Source organism: Streptomyces sp. NBC_01210 (assembly GCF_036010325.1).
Lineage (GTDB): Bacteria > Actinomycetota > Actinomycetes > Streptomycetales > Streptomycetaceae > Streptomyces.
On record NZ_CP108549.1, the window covers coordinates 5,366,453 to 5,383,618 of the forward strand.

Below are 17,166 nucleotides of genomic sequence, written 5' to 3' on the forward strand. Positions count from 1 at the left end.
ACCCTCGGTCCGACCCTCGCGATTCGTACCGCTTCCCCGGCCGACGGCCCCCGGTGTGCACACCCGCTGTGCACACCGGGGGCCGTTGTCAGTGGTGCGTGCCAGCATCGGGTGTGTGGAGAGCACCACTGCGGCGCCGGCGCGCCTCGCCCGTCTGCGGCAGCTGCGCCTCGCCAAGGACGCCATGGACCGCGACTGGGCCGAGCCGCTCGACCTGGACGCGGTGGCCGCCCATGCCGGTTATTCGCGCTACCACTTCGTACGTGCCTTCAAAGCGGTGTACGGGCGGACGCCCGGCCAGTACCTGTCGCGCAGACGGATAGAGCGGGCCGAGGAGCTGCTGCGTTCGGCGAATCTGTCCGTCACCGAGATCTGCACGCTGGTCGGCTTCAGCAGCCTCGGTACCTTCTCGACCCGGTTCAAGAAGCAGACCGGGCTGACTCCGAGCGCGTACCGCGCCAGGCATGTGGGACAAGGAGCCGCGCTCATACCGGGGTGCTACGCCCTGCTGTGGGCGGGCGGCTTTCCCGGGAAGCAGTCCGGCGGGGAGAGCGGGGGCAAGCAGCGCAATTCTGAAGAAGCCCGCTGACCGGGCCGCTGCCTAGGGTGGCAGGGCACGCAGGGCACGCAGGGCACACCGCACTCCGAGGAGCACCTCATGATCAAGGGTCTTGCCATTTCCACCGTCTGGGTCCTGGACCAGGACCGGGCGAAGGAGTTCTACACCGAGAAGCTCGGTCTCGAGGTCCGCACCGACATGACCCTCGGGGACGGCGGGATGCGCTGGCTGACTGTCGGCGCCAAGGACCAGCCGGATGTGCAGCTGACGCTGATGGTGCCGGGCGCGCCGGCGATGGACCCGGAGGCGGCCGAGGCGATGAAGACGCTCATCAGCAAGGGGGTCATGGGCGCCGGGGTGCTGGCCACCGACGACGTCCACGGGGACTACGAGAAGCTCAAGGCGCGCGGCGTGGAGTTCCTCCAGCCGCCGCAGGAGCGTCCGTATGGCACGGAGGCGATCCTGCGCGACGACTCGGGCAACTGGTACTCCTTCACCCAGCGGCGCGAGGGCGGGCTCGACCTCGACAAGGACTGGTCCTGCTAGTCCGGCAGCGGCCTGGTCCCCGGTAGTGGCCTGGTCGCCGGGCGTGGCCCGGTCCAGTAGCGGTCTAGTCCGGTAGCTGCATCATCGGGAAGCTGCCCGTGTTGGTCGGGGCGTGCTCGGGCAGCCAGAGCACCGCGATCGCACCGCCGGACTGGCCCAGCGGCGTCTCGGTGCCTTCCGGTGCGGCGTTGCGGAAGGTCAGCCGGGCGCCGAGGACGCGGGCCTGGCCCGCCGCGATCGTCAGACCCAGGCCGTGGCCGGTGCCCGCGCGGTCGCTGGCGCCCGTACGGAAGCGGCTCGGGCCCTCGCGCAGCAGCTCCTCGGGGAAGCCGCGGCCGTGATCCCGGACCCGCACCACGCGGCCCTCGACCGCCACCTCGATCGGCGCGCCGCCGTACTTGGCGGCGTTGGCCAGCAGATTGAAAAGGATCCGCTCGAGCCGCCGCGGATCGGTGCTGACCCACGACTCGTGCACAACCCGGACCATCACATCGGGGTTCAGCAGCGCGATCCGGCGGCTGACGAACTCTCCGAGCGCGATCTCCTGAAGCTCGGCCCGCTCCGACGCGCTGTCGAGCCTGGCCACCTCCAGTACGTCCTCGACGAGCGTGCGCATGGCCTGCGCCCGGTCCCGTACGAGCTCACTGGGACGGCCCGGCGGCAGCAGCTCGGCCGCCGTGAGCAGCCCCGTCACCGGAGTGCGCAGCTCGTGCGCGATATCCGCGGTGACCCGGCGCTCCGCCTCGATGCGCTCGTTCAGCGCGTCGGTCAGCGCGTCGACGGCGCGGGCGAGGTCGTCGGTCTCGTCGCGTACGACACCACTGATGGCGTGCCTGACCCGTACGTCCGTATTGCCCTGCGCGACATTGCGGGCGGCCGCGGCGGCCTTGCGCAGTCTGCGTGAGAGCTGTCCGCCGATCAGCACGCCGAGCGCGCAGCCGCCGAACACCACCGATACCGAGCCGATGATCAGCGCCCGGTCGAGGTCCTTCATGACGGTGGCGCTGCGGCCGGCCAACTGGCTGTGCAGGGAGAGGACGTCGCCGTTGGCCAGCGGCACGGCCGCCCAGATGTCGGGCGTGCCGCCGTGGTTCTCTGCCACATAGCTGCCGCGCCGCTTCTCGCGCATCAGCTTCTGCAGGTCCCTGGGCAGCGAGGGGTCGTTGATCTTGGCGTTGAAGCGCGAGCGCGGGTCCTTGTTCTTGGACGTCTCGTACCAGCGCTGCGCGAGGAGTACCCGGTCCATCTGGACATCGCGCGCGTTGGACAGCATCGAGACCCGCGCGGCGTTGTGCACGACAAGGCTCAGCGCCAGGGCGATCAGCGCGCCGACGGCCGCGATCGCGATGCTGATCTTCCAGCGGACGCCGGTGCGCAGTACGAGCCGCTTCATGCCTTGAGCTTGTAGCCGAAGCCGCGGACCGTTTCGATCCGGTCCTGCCCGATCTTGGTGCGCAGCCGCTGGACATGGACGTCCACGACCCGGGTGTCGCCGCCCCAGCCGTAGTCCCAGACCCGCTCCAGCAGTTTGTCGCGCGAGAGCACGGTGCCCGGCGTGGAGGAGAACTCCAGCAGCAGCCGCATCTCGGTCGGCGTCAGGGCCACCGGCTCACCGGCCTTGCGCACCTCCATGCCCTCCGTGTCGATCTCCAGGTCACCGAAGGACAGCGCGCCCTGCTCCTGCTGCCCGGCCGGGTCGGACTCGCCGGCCGCCGGTCCGCCCGCGTGCCCGAAGCGGCGCAGAACCGCGCGGATACGGGCCACCAGCACAGCGCCGTCGAAGGGCTTCGTCACGTAGTCGTCGGCGCCGGCCTCCAGGCCGAGCACCACATCGATCGAGTCGGCACGCGCCGACAGCATGATCACGGGCACGGTCGACTCGTCCCGGATACGGCGGCACAGGCTCACCCCGTCCAGACCCGGCACCATCACATCGAGCAGCGCTATGTCCGGCCGGTTCGCGCGGAACGCCTCCAGGCCGAGCAACCCGTCGGGCATCGCGGTCACCACAAAGCCGTCACGCTCCAGCGCGAGCTGGGTCGCCTCACGGATGACGTCGTCGTCCTCGACGAACAGGACATGGGTCTCGGCCATCCTGCTGGTGCCTCAGTTCTCGCTCGTTGGGGCTGCGTCCGGTGCGGCTGGCTCGCCCGCACCGACCGCTTTGCTGAAATCGTTGCGTACCCAGTACTGCTGGGTGAACTTGCCGCCCGACCAGCGCCAGGTGGTCACTTCCTCGCCGGACGGCCCGGTCACGGAGTCACCCTTGGTGTACACCTGCTTGGTCACCACCAAGTCGCCCCGGTCGATCGCGGAGTACACCGCCGGTTCCTCGGCGGCAAAGACATTCTCGTACTTGTCGCCGTTCTCGCGGTACACGTACGTGCCCATGCCGACCGCGTCGCCGCACGTCAGCACATTGACGACGACATCGGGCGAGGTCCCGCCGGTGAGGTTCCCGTACGAGGTGTCCAGAGGGTACGAGTCCCGGCCGCACGGTTTGAGATCGGCCTTGACCCGCTCGCTGACCTTCGGGTCGCTCAGGATCAGCTTCAGCGCGTTGACGCTCTGGGACTTCCGCGCGGTGCTGCTGGAGGGCGTGACCTGGGAGGGGGTGGCCTTGTCCGTCGTATCGGCATGGGCCGCGCCCTCGTCCTGCACTCCGGCGCCCCCTGTGGAGCAGGCGACGGTGAACAGGCCGACAGCGGCGAGCCCGGCCACCGCCGCGCCGCTCGCCGCTCGTGTCCTGATGCCGCCTCTGCCTGTCAGGCCGCGCACCGCTCCTGCCCCCGTTCGTCACGCTCACGCCGTCCTTCGGCACGCTCAAGGGCACGGGCATCCAGATCCCGGCTCTCCAGCTCCTGGCGGAGCCGGGCGAGTGCCCGGTGCAGCGTGCTCTTCACCGTACCGGCCGACATGCCGAGTGCGGCAGCAGTCTCTTCCGTGCTCATCTGCTCCCAGTGTCGCAGCACCACGACGCTGCGCTGCTTGGGCGCCAGAACCTTCAGAATGTCCATCAGCAGAGCGCGGTCCGCGCGCTGCTCACTTCCGTCCTCGACACTCGCGTCGGGCAGCTGCTCGGTCGGGACCTCCTCGAGCTTGCGGGCGCGCCACCACTCCGTACGCGTATTGATCATCACGCGGCGCAGGTACGCATCGGCGAGCGACTTGTCCGCGATGCCGTCCCAGCGGCCGTACGTACGGACCAGCGCGGTCTGCAGCAGGTCCTGCGCGTCGATCGGGTCGGGGACGAGACGCCGGGCGCTGCGCAGCAGCGCCTCCTGCCGAGTGCGTACGTACTCTTCGAATTCGAGCACCTCGCCGTGCGCCATTCCAACCGCCTCCGTCCCCGTGACAAGCATTGCCCTTGCCCTACGTCCCAAGAAGCTACGGAGGACTTGTCACGGCACTGTGCGGAGCAGCCGTCGGCGGGCGCACGGCCGTCCATCGGTTGTGTAACAGCGAATGTTTCAGGTGTGGTTCGGGTGGGAAACGGCATCGGGGCCGGATGCGGACCGAGTGCGGCCCGGCGTGGGTTCAGCCGAGAGGGAGGCGGTAGACACCGTCCTCCACGGGCTCGACGAGGCCGTCGGCGACCAGTCCGTCCAGCGCCCGCGCCCGCTGCACCGGCTCGTGCCAGACCGCGTCCAGCGCCGCCTGTTCGACCGGCGCCACCGCCTCACGCAGTACGGCGAGGAGCTTGCCGCGCACCTGACGGTCGGTGCCCGCGTATGTCTGGCCGCGGCGCGCCGGACCTTCGTACGCGGGTTTCCCGGCCAGCCGCCAGGCGCACCGTCCGGCGATCGGGCAGCGCGCGCAGTCCTCGTTCTTCGCGGTGCACACCAGCGCGCCCAGCTCCATGGAGGCCGCCGCCCAGCGGGCCGCGGTCGCCTCCTCCTCCGGGAGCAGTGCGCGGGCCAGCTTGCGCTCGGCCGCTGTCGTCGCGGTCGGCGGGTACTGGATGCCGGTCGCGGCGCGGGCGAAGACCCGCCGGACATTGGTGTCGAGGACGGCATGCCGCTGCCCGTACGCGAAGGAGGCCACCGCGGCCGCCGTGTACTCACCGATGCCGGGCAGCGAGAGCAACTGCCCATGGTCGCTGGGTACATCGCCGCCATGCCGCTCCGTTATCGCCTGCGCGGCCCCGTGCAGCCGCAGCGCGCGCCGCGGATAGCCGAGCCGGCCCCAGGCGCGGACGGCCTCGCCGGGCGCCTCGGCCGCGAGATCGGCGGGACGCGGCCAGCGGGCCAGCCATTGCTCGTACACCGGGAGCACCCGGCTGACCGGGGTCTGCTGGAGCATGAACTCGCTGACCATCACGCCCCAGGCGCCGGCCTCGGGGCGGCGCCAGGGGAGATCGCGGGCGTGCTTGTCGAACCAGGCGATGACGGGGGCGTGGAGGGAAGCCGCGTCAGACATGGCGATGGCGGGGTCTGTGGTGGTGTCAGTCATGGCACTCCGATCCTGGCACGTCATGGCGATCGGACGGTGCATACGCTCCGGGAGGCCGCTGCCTGTCGGCCGCGGCCGGTCCGGCGAACCGGACCGCGAAGCCCGTACGGACCTGCGTTCCATGGTCACGGACCGCACCTGTCGCGCGCGGACGGTCACCCGTAGCGATCGACCGGAGCACAGCTTGACGAAAGTTGGGGGTGCGGGCCGCTCCGCCCGTGATGATGATCCGTGGAACTTGCCAAGTCGGGCGGCGGGTGGGGCGGGAGTTGCCCCGGATCTCTCGTAGAGTTTGGGCCGTGGGATCTCTGCGCAATCCGATCGGGCCGCTCCCCTCCTCCATCTACTGGCGACGGAGGGCAGTAGCGGCGACTTTGATCGCGCTCCTCGCGCTGCTGATCGCCTGGGCCCTCAGTTCCGGTGGCGGCAAGGGGAACGAGCACGACGACAGCGCCAACGGCTCGACTCCCGCGCCCTCCATCACGCCCGGACCCGCCCAGTCCGGGCCCGCGATCAGTGAACAGCCGGGCGGGCGCGACGAGTCGGGCGACACCGGTGGCGACACCGGCAGTGGCGCGACCGGCGGTACGGACGCGGGCTCGAGCGCCGGCCCGGGCAAGGACGGCGACACCGGAACGGGCGGCGCCTCCAGCGGCGGCACGGGCGGTCAGCAGGTCCCCGCAGGCTCGAGCCTCCCCGACTGCGCTCCCGGCGCGCTGAAGTTCACGCTGCGCAGCCTCAAAGTCTCGTACGAGTCGGGGGTGAAGCCCACGTTCCAGCTGGTCGCCGCCAACTCGTCGGCGACGACCTGCAAGGCGGACTTCGGGCCCAAGGCGGCGGTGCTGAAAGTCGCCGACAACAAGGACGACGAGGTGTGGTCCTCCAAGGACTGCCCGCGCACGGCGGGAAGTCTGCTGCTGAGGGTCCCGGCGGGCGCGAGCATCACGCACACCGTGGAGTGGGACCGCAGGCGGAGCGCGCCGCAGTGCGCCACGCCGCCCGCGGGGGCAGTCCCGCCCGGTACGTACCTGCTGGAGGCGGAGATCCCGGGTGTGACGGTGCTGCCGGCGTCGTTCCGCCTGGAGAAGGACTGAGCAGGGGCCGGTCCCCGTCCTCAATCACCGGACGGGCCGGACGTACCGCTCGCTAGACGTACCGCCCGCTAGACGTACCGCTCGAGGATCGAGGACTCGGCGAGTCGTGAAAGTCCCTCGCGCACGCTGCGGGCCCGCGCCTCGCCCACGCCGTCGACCGTCTGCAGATCGTCGACGCTGGCCGCGAGAAGCTTCTGCAGTCCGCCGAAGTGCTCGACGAGCCGCTCGATGATCGCGCCGGGCAGCCGCGGCACCTTCGCCAGCAGCCGGTAACCCCGGGGCGATACCGCGGAGTCGAGTGTTTCGGGTGCGCCGCTGTATCCCAACGCCCGTGCGACTATGGGCAGTTCGAGCAGCTCGGCGTGGGTGAGCTCGTTCAGCTCGGTGAGCGCCTCGTCGACCGTGCGGGACCGCTTCGCGGTCGGCTCCGGCACATAGTCACGGACGACCAGCTCACGCTCAGGCTCCACGCCCGCGATCAACTCGTCGAGCTGCAGGGAGAGAAGTCGGCCGTCGGTGCCCAACTCCACCACGTACTCGGCGATCTCGGTGGCGATCCGGCGCACCATCTCCAGACGCTGCGCCACCGCCCCCACGTCCCGGACCGTCACCAGGTCCTCGATCTCGAGGGCGGAGAGCGTGCCCGCCACCTCGTCGAGTCGGAGCTTGTACCGCTCCAGGGTCGCGAGGGCCTGGTTGGCGCGGGAGAGGATCGCGGCCGACTCCTCCAGCACGCGGCGCTCCCCGTCCACGTACAGCGCGATCAGCCGCATCGACTGCGATACGGAGACGACCGGGAAGCCGCACTGCCGCGATACCCGGTCCGCGGTGCGGTGGCGGGTGCCGGTCTCCTCGGTGGGGATGGACGCGTCCGGAACCAGCTGCACGCCGGCCCGGTGGATCTTGCCGATGTCCTTGTCGAGGATGAGCGCGCCGTCGAGCTTGCACAGCTCGCGCAGCCGCGTTGCGGTGAACTCCACGTCCAGCACAAATCCGCCGGTACACATCGACTCGACCGTTTTGTCCATGCCGAGGACGATCAGTCCGCCGGTGTTGCCGCGGAGGATCCGCTCCAGGCCGTCGCGCAGGGCGGTGCCGGGCGCGACCGCGCTCAGGGCGGCGCGGATCAGAGCTTCGTTGCCGGAGCCTCCGCCGGACTTTCCGGGTGCTGCTGCCCGGTCGTTGGCTGCCACTGCACTCCTCCGGCTCGTACGGATGGGCGAGACCAGGGCAAAGTCTACCGGCGCGTGTCGGCCTCCCGTGGGGCCTCCGGCCGCTCTCTCCTCGGGGCGACGTCAGGAGCCCCGCCGGAGGCCTTCTGCCGCCCGCGCGGGAGCACCCTCAGCGCATCCCCCATATCGGCTACTTCCGTGACCTTCATACCGGTCGGGACCTTGCCGGGATCGGACGGTACAAGCGCGTGCGTGAAGCCGAGCCGGTGGGCCTCGGCGAGCCGGCGCTGGACGCCCGTGACCCGTCTGACCTCGCCCGCAAGGCCCACTTCGCCGATCGCGACGAGGTTCTTGGGCAGTGGAGTGTCACTGGCGGCCGAGGCCAGCGCGAGCGCGATCGCCAGGTCCGCGGCGGGTTCGGAGAGCTTCACGCCGCCGACGGTCGCGCTGTAGATGTCGCGCTTGCCGAGCGCGGTGATCCGGCCGCGCTGCTCGAGGACCGCGAGCATCATCGACACCCGCGAGGTCTCCAGGCCGGAGGTGGTGCGCCGGGGCGAAGGGATCTGAGAGTCGACGGTCAGCGCCTGCACCTCGGCGACGAGCGGGCGGCGGCCTTCCAGGGTGACCGTCAGACAGGTGCCGGGGACCGCCTCGGCACGGCGGGTGAGGAAGAGGCCCGACGGGTCGGCGAGGCCGGTGATGCCTTCGTCGTGCAGCTCGAAGCAGCCGACCTCGTCCGTCGCGCCGTAGCGGTTCTTGACACCCCGTACGAGACGAAGGCGGGCGTGCCGGTCGCCCTCGAAGGACAGCACGACGTCCACCAGATGCTCGAGCAGCCGCGGTCCGGCGATCGCACCGTCCTTGGTGACATGGCCGACCAGCAGTGTGGACATCCCGCGCTCCTTGGAGGCGCGGATCAGGGCGCCGGCGACCTCGCGGACCTGCGCCATGCCGCCGGGCGCACCGTCGATCTCCGGCGATGCGACGGTCTGTACGGAGTCGAGGACCAGCAGGGACGGCTTGACCGCGTCCAAGTGGCCGAGGACCGCGGAGAGATCGGTCTCGGCGGCGAGGTAGAGGTGGTCGTGCAGGGCGTTGATCCGGTCGGCGCGGAGACGGACCTGGCTCGCGGACTCCTCGCCCGTGACGTACAGCGTCCGGTGGTCGTCGCTCGCGGCCTTGGCGGCGACGTCGAGCAGCAGTGTGGACTTGCCGACGCCCGGCTCGCCCGCGAGCAGCACGACCGCGCCGGGCACCAGACCGCCGCCGAGGACCCGGTCGAGCTCGTCCACACCGGTGGAGCGGGCGGTCGCCTGCCGGCCGTCGACCTGGCCGATGGGGACGGCGGCGGTGGAGACGCGGCCGGCCGCGGTCGTACGGACAGCGGGCGCGCCGTACTCCTCGACTGTGCCCCAGGCCTGGCACTCGGGGCAGCGGCCGAGCCACTTGGCGGTCGTCCAGCCGCAGTCGGTGCAGCGGTAGGACGGCCGGTCCTTCGCGGATTTCGTACGGGCAGCCATGCGGAAACCGTAGCGGGGACCACTGACAACGCGGTCGCCGCGGTCTCTGGTCATGACGGGTCGTCGCCATCCGGCGAACGCCGGTGGTCCACTAGGGATGGAATTAACGATTCCTGTCCCCCTTCGGGCGAACTGTTCACCCGTAAGGATTAAAAGTGTTCAAGAGGTATGAACGGGATCCGGTCCCACGCCTACGGTCACGACGTGACGAGCAGCAGGCTGGAACCACCCACGCACACCACCGGCGCACATCGGGCGCACCGGGGCGCGCGCCGTTCGTCGGCGCAGCGCCCGCCCGCGCGCTATGAGCCGTACCTCGACGGCCTGTTCACCTACTGCCTCTCCGTGCTCTGCGACCACGACGCGGCGACGGGGCTCCTCGGCGACGTACTCGCCATCGCCGAGCGGCAGTACGGGCGCTGCCCGGCCGGCGAGGCCGAGCGGAAGGCATGGCTGTACGCGCTCGCGCGGTGGGCCTGTCTGCGCCGGCTGACCGAGCAGCGGCGCACGCGGCAGGGGACGCACACCGGACGCCCCGCGCGGCCCGCCGTCCCCGAGGAGGACGGGCCGCGGGTCTCCGAGGAGGCCGTGGAGCGCCGCCGCAGTGAACTGGCGCTGCTGGCCTGGCCGGAGGCGGCCGGCACGACCCCGGAACAGCGCGAGGCCCTCGAACTGGCCGTACGGCACGGCCTCGGCGTGCGCCAGGTCGCCGCGGTTCTCGGCCTGGACGCTCTGGCGGCGCGCGAGCTGCTGGCCGCCGCGGCCTGTGAGGTGGAGCGCACCCGTGCCGCGCTCGCCGTGGTCGAGACCGGCAACTGCCCGGCCGTCGCCCGGCTCACCGACGACCACCGGGTGCTGCTCTCCGCCGCACTCCGCCAGGAACTGGTCCGGCACGTCGACGACTGCCCGCGCTGCCGCCGCGTTGCCGAGCGCGCCGGCGCGGGCGGGCTGTGGCCGGGGTCGGCCGTCACCCCGGCCATGCTGCCGCTGGTCGCGGCGCCGCGGGCCGCCGCGTACGTCGCGATGCTGCACGTCCCGCGCGCCCGTACGGGTGCGCCGCGCTTCGGCTCAGACGGCTTCCCGCTGGACCCGAAGGACCACGCGGCCCGGCGGGACCGGCTGCGGGCGCGGGCGGTGACCACCACGGTCGTGGCGACGGTCGTGGCGGCGCCGGTGCTGGCCCTCTGGGCGGCGTACCGGGGCGCGCCGCTGACGGGGGAGGGGCACGACGGGGTGTCGGTCACCGCAAGCGAGGCGGACCGGCGGGGCGGGCTCGACGGCGGTCCGTACGACCACTACGAGAACGCGGGCAACGCGCGTGCGGAAGCGGACACGAGGTTCACGGCGGGCAGCCGCTCGGACGTCTCGGTCGAGGTCATCAGCGCGGGCACGCCCGCGCCACCCACCCGCCCCGGCGCGGCGGGCCCGGGCCGCCTCACGGTCGAGGCGCAGCCGTCCGGCGACACCACACGGATCACGCTCACGGCGTCCGGCGGCACACCGGTGACGTGGTCTGCCTGGACGGACGCGCAGTGGCTGTACATGAGCCACTCCTCGGGCACGCTGAGCCCGGGCGAGTCGATCACGATCTACGTCACCGTGGACCACGCGAGGGAGCCGGCGGGGTCGTGGAGCGCGCGGGTGGGGGTTGACCCGTCTGGAGCGGTGGTGGAGATCGACGGCTGGGGCGCGCCGTCGCCGCCGTCTCACACATCGCCGCCGTCTCACCCGACGCCGCCCCCGTCGGACCCGACCCCGCCGCCTTCGACCCCGACCCCGACCTCTTCGGACCCGACGCCGGCCCCCACTTCGCCGGACCCGTCCCCCACGGAGTCGGACTCCGCATCCGCGCCTCCGCCCTCGGGCTGAGCCCTGCCGCTGAGCCGGGCGCGGGGCCTGTTCGTTCCCCCACCCCGGCTCAGTTGCTCGGTCATGTGGTCAGGGTGGGCCGGGGGCGTCAGTTGCTCGGTCGTGTGGTCGAGGTGGGCCGGGGGCGTCAGTTGCTCGGTCTTGTGGTTGAGGTGGGCCGGGGGCGTTCGTGGTTGCTGTCCGGTGGGTGGTTTCCTCCGGCGGACCGCTGTACCCCCGCGGCGGGCCTCGTGTCGTTCGGGTGGGGAGGTGCCGTGCAGGGTCGTCCCCACCAGTTGCCCGGTCATGTGGTCGGGGTGGGCCGGGGGCGTTGTCGGTTGCTGTCCGTGGGTGGTTTCCTCCGGCGGACTGCTGTACCCCCGCGGCGGGCGGTCTTGTCTCGTCCGGGTGGGGAGGGGCCGTGCAGGGTCGTCCCCGCAGGGGATTGGCGGCAAAACCGGGGTCACGCACCAAGAGCCTGTACGCCGCCGACCCCGAGGAGTCGAGCCCGGAGGGGCACCGGAGCCCGCACCCGCCGGAGGCAACCCGCACCCGCCGGAGGCAACCCGCACCCGCCGGAGGCCCCCGCACCCGACAAGACCGGACGACACCGGGCCCGGGCCACAAGCACCCGCACCCCGCCGGAGGCACCTCGCACCTCGCCGGAGGCAACCCCTCGCTACCTCTTCGGGTCCGCCGGGTGCGGCGCCACCAGTGGGAGCTGCGATGACAAGCGCGCCTCGCACAGCTCCGCCAGCACGTCGTACGCCTCCTTGCCCATCAGTTCCGTCAGCTCCGGGCGGTATGTCACATACACCGGCTCCCCCGCCCCGTGCGCCGACGTCGCCGACGTGCACCACCAGTGCAGGTCGTGGCCGCCCGCGCCCCACCCCCGCCGGTCGTACTCACCGATCGAGACCTGCAGCACCTTCGTGTCGTCGGGGCGCTCGATCCAGTCGTACGTACGCCGCACCGGCAGCTGCCAGCACACGTCCGGCTTCGTCTCCAGCGGCTCCTTGCCCTCGTTCAGCGCCAGGATGTGCAGGGAGCAGCCCGCCCCGCCCGCGAACCCCGGACGGTTCTGGAAGATGCAGGAGCCCTCCCAGCGGCGCGTCTGGCGTTCGCCGTCGTTCTCGTCGGTCTGGACCCAGCCCGACTCCGTACCCACGTCGTGGAACTGCCACAGCTCCGGAGTGAGGCGGGCAACATGCTCGGCGACCCGTTTCTCGTCGTCCTCGTCCGAGAAGTGCGCGCCCAGCGTGCAGCAGCCGTCGTCCGCGCGGCCTGCCTCGATGCCCTGGCAGCCGCTGCCGAAAATGCAGCTCCAGCGCGAGGTCAGCCAGGTCAGATCGCAGCGGAAGACCTGTTCGTCGTCGGTGGGGTCGGGAAACTCGACCCACGCGCGCGCGAAATCCAGACCCTTCTCGTCGTGCTTGAGCTTCTGCGGGGGCTTGGCTTTGCCCGGTTTCGCCTTTTTCGTCTTTGGCACAGCACCAGAGTATGCGTGCGACGGCAGTAGCGTTCGGTCCATGAGACTCGGAGTCCTCGACGTCGGTTCGAACACAGTGCACCTGCTGGTGGTGGATGCGCACCCCGGTGCCCGACCGCTGCCCGCCCATTCGCACAAGGCGGAGCTACGCCTTGCCGAACTTCTCAACAGGGACGGGACGATCGGACCCAAGGGCGTCGCCCGGCTGATCGAGACGATCGGGCGCGCGGTGCAGGCCGCCGAGGACCAGGGCTGCGAGCAGGTGCTTCCGTTCGCGACCTCGGCGGTACGGGACGCCGGCAACGCCGACGAGGTGCTGGCCCGGGTCAAGGCCGAGACCGGCGTGGATCTGGCTGTGCTGACCGGCGAGGAGGAGGCCCGGCTCACCTTCCTCGCCGCCCGCCGCTGGTTCGGCTGGTCCGCCGGCAGGCTGCAGGTCCTGGACATCGGCGGCGGTTCGCTGGAGATCGCGTACGGGATCGACGAGGAGCCGGACGCCGCGGTGTCGCTGCCGCTCGGCGCGGGCCGGCTGACCGCCGCAATGCTGCCCGGCGATCCGCCCGACCCCCAGGACGTGAAGGCGCTGCGCCGCCATGTGCGGACCGAAATCGCCCGCACGGTCGGCGAGTTCCGCCGGTTCGGGAAGCCGGACCATGTCGTGGCGACGTCCAAGACCTTCAGGCAGCTGGCTCGTATCGCGGGCGCAGCGCGCTCCACCGAGGGGCTTTACGTGCAGCGGGAACTGAGTCGTAAATCACTTCAGGAGTGGGTCCCCAAACTCGCCGCCATGACGGTCGAGGAGCGTGCCGAACTCCCCGGCGTCTCCGAGGGCCGCGCCCGCCAGCTGCTGGCCGGAGCGGTGGTCGCGGAGGCTGCGATGGATCTGTTCGGCGCCGAGACGCTCGAGATCTGCCCCTGGGCGCTGCGTGAGGGCGTGATTCTGCGTCGCCTGGACCACCTCCCGCCTCCCCTGGACCAGCTCCCGCCCCGCCTGGACCAGCTCCCGAGCCGCTAGCGCGGGCCCGTACCCTGTCTCCCGTGGCAGAACCAGTGGTGCGTATCCCGGATGCGAAAGTTGTCCTGTCGACGGCTTCCGTCTACCCGGAGTCCACGGCGACGGCCTTCGAGATTGCCGCGCGCCTGGGCTACGACGGTGTCGAGGTCATGGTCTGGACCGATCCCGTCAGCCAGGACATCGAGGCCCTGCGCCGGCTCTCCGACTACCACCAGGTACCGATCCACGCCGTCCATGCGCCCTGTCTGCTGATCACCCAGCGGGTCTGGTCCACTGACCCCTGGGTGAAGCTCCAGCGCGCGCAGGCGGCCGCCGAGAAGCTGGGCGCGTCGACGGTCGTCGTGCACCCGCCGTTCCGCTGGCAGCGGCAGTACGCGCGTGACTTCGTGAGCGGGATCTGGCGGATGGCGAACGAGACGGACGTCCGATTCGCCGTCGAGAACATGTACCCGTGGCGCTACCGGGACCGCGAGATGCTCGCGTACGCCCCCGACTGGGATGTCACGAAGGAGGACTACCGCCACTTCACGATCGACCTTTCGCACACGGCGACGTCCCGCACCGAAACCATGGCCATGGTCGACCGGATGGGCGACCGCCTCGGCCATGTCCATCTCGCCGACGGCAAGGGGTCCGCGAAGGACGAGCACCTGGTCCCGGGCCGCGGCAACCAGCCCTGTGCCGAGCTGCTCGAGCACCTCGCCGGTACCGGCTTCGACGGCCATGTCGTCATCGAGGTCAACACCAGGCGCGCGATGTCCGCCGCCGAACGTGAAGCCGATCTGGCGGAGGCGCTCGCCTTCACCCGGCTGCATCTCGCCTCGGCCGCGTCGGGGATCAGCCGATCATGACGGGCGCTGCGGCTCCGCGGCGGCGCGGGCGCCCGGCCCGTACGGAGTCGGACGAGGGCCCCGGCGCCCGGGAGCGGATCCTCGAGGCGGCCCGTACGGAGTTCGCCGAGCGCGGCTACGACAAGACGACCGTCCGCGGTATCGCCAAGGCGGCGGGCGTCGACCCGGCCCTCGTCCACCACTACTTCGGTACGAAGGACGAGGTCTTCGCGGCCGCCATCGAGGTCTCCTTCGAGCCGGCGCTGGTCATCCCGGCGATCCTGGGACAGGGCACCGACGGCATCGGCGAGCGGCTCGCCCGCTACTTCATCGGCGTGTGGGAGAACCCGGCGACCCGGGGCCCGCTGCTGGCGATCGTCCGTTCCGCGCTCACCCACGAGGCGGCGGCCAAGGTGCTGCGCGGCTTTGTGCTGCGGCGGCTGCTCGAACGGCTGGCGGGGGACCTGGACGTACCGGATCCGAAGTTCCGGGCGGAGCTGGCGGCCTCGCACATGATCGGCATCGCGATCCTGCGGTATGTGATCAAGGTGGAGCCGCTGGCCTCCGCGGACCCGGAGGAGATCGTGGCGATGGTGGCCCCGACGCTCCAGCGGTACCTGACCGAAGCGTGAGCCGGGCGTCCCGTATAACGGACGCGCTGTCCAGATCTTGGAGTGGCGGCGTACGCTCGAATGAGTTCCACCCCTATTGAGGAGCGAGCGACGATGCCCGAGCTGAGGTCCCGCACTGTCACCCACGGCCGCAATATGGCAGGCGCCCGCGCCCTTATGCGGGCGTCGGGCGTAGCGAGCTCGGACATCGGTAAGCCGATCATCGCGGTCGCCAACTCCTTCACCGAGTTCGTGCCCGGACACACCCACCTCGCACCGGTCGGCCGGATCGTCTCCGACGCGATCCTGGCGGCGGGCGCGGTGCCGCGCGAGTTCAACACGATCGCGGTCGACGACGGCATCGCGATGGGCCATGCCGGAATGCTGTACTCGCTGCCGTCCCGCGACCTGATCGCCGACTCCGTCGAGTACATGGTCGAGGCGCACTGCGCGGACGCGCTGATCTGCATCTCCAACTGCGACAAGATCACGCCGGGCATGCTGATGGCCGCGCTGCGCCTCAACATCCCGGTGGTCTTCGTCTCCGGCGGCCCGATGGAGGCCGGCCAGGCCACGCTCGTCGACGGCACGGTCCGCAAGCTCGACCTGATCAACGCCATCGTGGACGCGGTCAACGAGAACGTCTCGGACGAGGATGTCCTCCGTATCGAGGAGAACGCCTGCCCGACCTGCGGCTCCTGTTCCGGCATGTTCACCGCCAACTCGATGAACTGCCTGACCGAGGCCATGGGCCTCTCGCTGCCGGGCAACGGCTCGGTACTGGCCACGCACACCGCCCGCAAGGCGCTGTACGAGAACGCGGGCCGCACCGTCGTCGAGATCACCAAGCGCTACTACGAGCAGGACGACGAGTCCGTCCTGCCGCGCAATATCGCCACCCGCGCCGCCTTCGACAACGCCATGGCACTCGACATCGCCATGGGCGGCTCGACCAACACGATCCTGCACCTGCTTGCCGCCGCGCAGGAGGCCGGGCTCGACTACGACCTCAAGGACATCGACGCGGTCTCGCGCCGCGTCCCGTGTCTGGCGAAGGTCGCCCCGAACGTCGCCCCCGGCGGCACGTACTACATGGAGGATGTGCACCGCGCCGGCGGCATCCCCGCCATCCTCGGTGAGCTGTACCGCGCCGGGATGCTCGACGAGGACGTGCACAGCGTCCACTCGTCCGGCATCAAGGACTGGCTGGAAACGTGGGACGTCCGGGGTGGCTCGCCGTCCGAGACGGCCGTCGAGCTGTGGCACGCGGCGCCGGGCTGTGTGCGGTCCGCGACCGCCTTCTCGCAGTCCGAGCGCTGGGAGAGCCTGGACACGGACGCGGCGGGCGGCTGCATCCGCGACGCGGCGCACGCGTACTCCAAGGACGGCGGACTGGCCGTCCTCAAGGGGAATCTGGCGGTCGACGGCTGTGTCGTGAAGACGGCCGGCGTCGACGAGTCGATCTGGACCTTCGAGGGTCCGGCCGTCGTCTGCGAATCGCAGGAAGAGGCGGTCGACAAGATCCTCCGCAAGGAGATCAAGGAGGGCGACGTCGTCGTCATCCGCTACGAGGGCCCCAAGGGCGGCCCCGGTATGCAGGAGATGCTCTACCCGACGTCCTTCCTGAAGGGCCGCGGGCTCGGCAAGGCCTGCGCGCTGGTGACGGACGGCCGCTTCTCCGGCGGCACGTCGGGCCTGTCGATCGGCCACGCCTCGCCGGAGGCGGCCTCGGGCGGGACCATCGCGCTCGTCGAGGACGGCGACCGCATCCGTATCGACATCCCGAACCGTTCGATCGACCTCCTTGTCTCCGAGGCCGAGCTGGCCACCCGCCGCGAGGCGCTGGACGGCGTGTACGCCCCCAAATCGCGTGAGCGCAAGGTGTCGGCGGCGCTGCGGGCGTACGCGGCGATGGCGACGAGCGCGGACAAGGGCGCGGTCCGGGACGTGTCCCGAATCGGCTGACTACGGCTTAGCTGTCGGCCTCACGCACAGTGGTGCTTGTTTCCAGTGGTGCCCGTCGCCCGAAG

General features: G+C 71.0%; 16 protein-coding genes. 8 read left to right on the plus strand and 8 right to left on the minus strand.

All coding sequences use genetic code 11. From position 1 onward, the window contains the following. Window positions 1-184: 184 nt before the first annotated feature. Window positions 185-589 (plus strand): helix-turn-helix transcriptional regulator, encoded by a 405-nt coding sequence (locus tag OG735_RS24425; RefSeq protein WP_327328438.1) that lies wholly within the window; start codon window positions 185-187, stop codon window positions 587-589. A 69-nt stretch (window positions 590-658) separates the two neighbouring features. Next, complete coding sequence (locus OG735_RS24430) at window positions 659-1,105, plus strand: VOC family protein (protein WP_327325299.1); 447 nt, start codon at window positions 659-661, stop codon at window positions 1,103-1,105. Between the two features lie 64 nt (window positions 1,106-1,169). Here the strand turns inward: OG735_RS24430 and cseC are convergent, their stop codons facing one another. The 5 genes from cseC to OG735_RS24455 all read right to left on the minus strand — a co-directional run bounded on the left by cseC (window position 1,170) and on the right by OG735_RS24455 (window position 5,557). After that, on the minus strand, window positions 1,170-2,498 hold the full coding sequence (cseC, locus tag OG735_RS24435) for a two-component system sensor histidine kinase CseC (RefSeq protein WP_327325300.1): 1,329 nt from the start codon (window positions 2,496-2,498) through the stop codon (window positions 1,170-1,172). Further along, window positions 2,495-3,199, minus strand: a complete 705-nt coding sequence (gene cseB / locus OG735_RS24440; protein WP_327325301.1) for a two-component system response regulator CseB — start codon at window positions 3,197-3,199, stop codon at window positions 2,495-2,497. The genes cseC and cseB overlap by 4 nt, the downstream gene beginning before the upstream one ends. A 12-nt stretch (window positions 3,200-3,211) precedes the next feature. Next, entirely contained in the window at window positions 3,212-3,883 is a 672-nt protein-coding gene (locus tag OG735_RS24445) for a hypothetical protein (protein WP_327325302.1), read from the minus strand. Further along, entirely contained in the window at window positions 3,871-4,437 is a 567-nt protein-coding gene (locus OG735_RS24450; RefSeq protein WP_327325304.1) for a SigE family RNA polymerase sigma factor, read from the minus strand. The genes OG735_RS24445 and OG735_RS24450 overlap by 13 nt, the downstream gene beginning before the upstream one ends. A 205-nt stretch (window positions 4,438-4,642) precedes the next feature. After that, window positions 4,643-5,557, minus strand: a complete 915-nt coding sequence (locus OG735_RS24455; RefSeq protein ID WP_327325305.1) for an A/G-specific adenine glycosylase — start codon at window positions 5,555-5,557, stop codon at window positions 4,643-4,645. Between the two features lie 299 nt (window positions 5,558-5,856). On the opposite strand from OG735_RS24455, the gene OG735_RS24460 reads away from it, so the two are divergent. After that, entirely contained in the window at window positions 5,857-6,651 is a 795-nt protein-coding gene (locus tag OG735_RS24460) for a hypothetical protein (RefSeq protein ID WP_327325306.1), read from the plus strand. 68 nt (window positions 6,652-6,719) lie between these two features. On the opposite strand, the gene disA is transcribed toward OG735_RS24460, so the two are convergent. Further along, entirely contained in the window at window positions 6,720-7,844 is a 1,125-nt protein-coding gene (disA, locus tag OG735_RS24465) for a DNA integrity scanning diadenylate cyclase DisA (RefSeq protein ID WP_327325307.1), read from the minus strand. Window positions 7,845-7,888: 44 nt separating this feature from the next. Next, window positions 7,889-9,343, minus strand: coding sequence for a DNA repair protein RadA (radA, locus tag OG735_RS24470; RefSeq protein ID WP_327325308.1), 1,455 nt, complete (start codon window positions 9,341-9,343; stop codon window positions 7,889-7,891). Window positions 9,344-9,547: 204 nt separating this feature from the next. On the opposite strand from radA, the gene OG735_RS24475 reads away from it, so the two are divergent. Continuing rightward, on the plus strand, window positions 9,548-11,212 hold the full coding sequence (locus OG735_RS24475; RefSeq protein ID WP_442812480.1) for a BACON domain-containing protein: 1,665 nt from the start codon (window positions 9,548-9,550) through the stop codon (window positions 11,210-11,212). A 658-nt stretch (window positions 11,213-11,870) separates the two neighbouring features. Here the strand turns inward: OG735_RS24475 and OG735_RS24480 are convergent. Beyond that, a complete protein-coding gene (locus OG735_RS24480; RefSeq protein ID WP_327325310.1) occupies window positions 11,871-12,680 on the minus strand; it encodes a hypothetical protein in 810 nt (269 codons plus the stop codon). Window positions 12,681-12,720: 40 nt separating this feature from the next. Between OG735_RS24480 and OG735_RS24485 the strand changes: the two genes are divergently transcribed. The 4 genes from OG735_RS24485 to ilvD all read left to right on the plus strand — a co-directional run bounded on the left by OG735_RS24485 (window position 12,721) and on the right by ilvD (window position 17,101). Continuing rightward, on the plus strand, window positions 12,721-13,695 hold the full coding sequence (locus OG735_RS24485; protein ID WP_327325311.1) for a Ppx/GppA phosphatase family protein: 975 nt from the start codon (window positions 12,721-12,723) through the stop codon (window positions 13,693-13,695). A gap of 23 nt (window positions 13,696-13,718) precedes the next feature. Next, complete coding sequence (locus OG735_RS24490; RefSeq protein WP_327325312.1) at window positions 13,719-14,546, plus strand: sugar phosphate isomerase/epimerase family protein; 828 nt, start codon at window positions 13,719-13,721, stop codon at window positions 14,544-14,546. After that, window positions 14,543-15,157 carry a TetR/AcrR family transcriptional regulator gene (locus OG735_RS24495; RefSeq protein ID WP_327325313.1) on the plus strand — a complete coding sequence of 205 codons (615 nt, stop codon included), beginning with the start codon at window positions 14,543-14,545 and terminating at the stop codon, window positions 15,155-15,157. Before OG735_RS24490 ends, OG735_RS24495 begins: the two co-directional genes overlap by 4 nt. 93 nt (window positions 15,158-15,250) lie before the next feature. Further along, the gene (ilvD, locus tag OG735_RS24500) at window positions 15,251-17,101 is read left to right on the plus strand and encodes a dihydroxy-acid dehydratase (RefSeq protein WP_327325314.1); all 1,851 of its coding nucleotides are present in this window, start codon (window positions 15,251-15,253) and stop codon (window positions 17,099-17,101) included. Window positions 17,102-17,166: the final 65 nt, after the last annotated feature.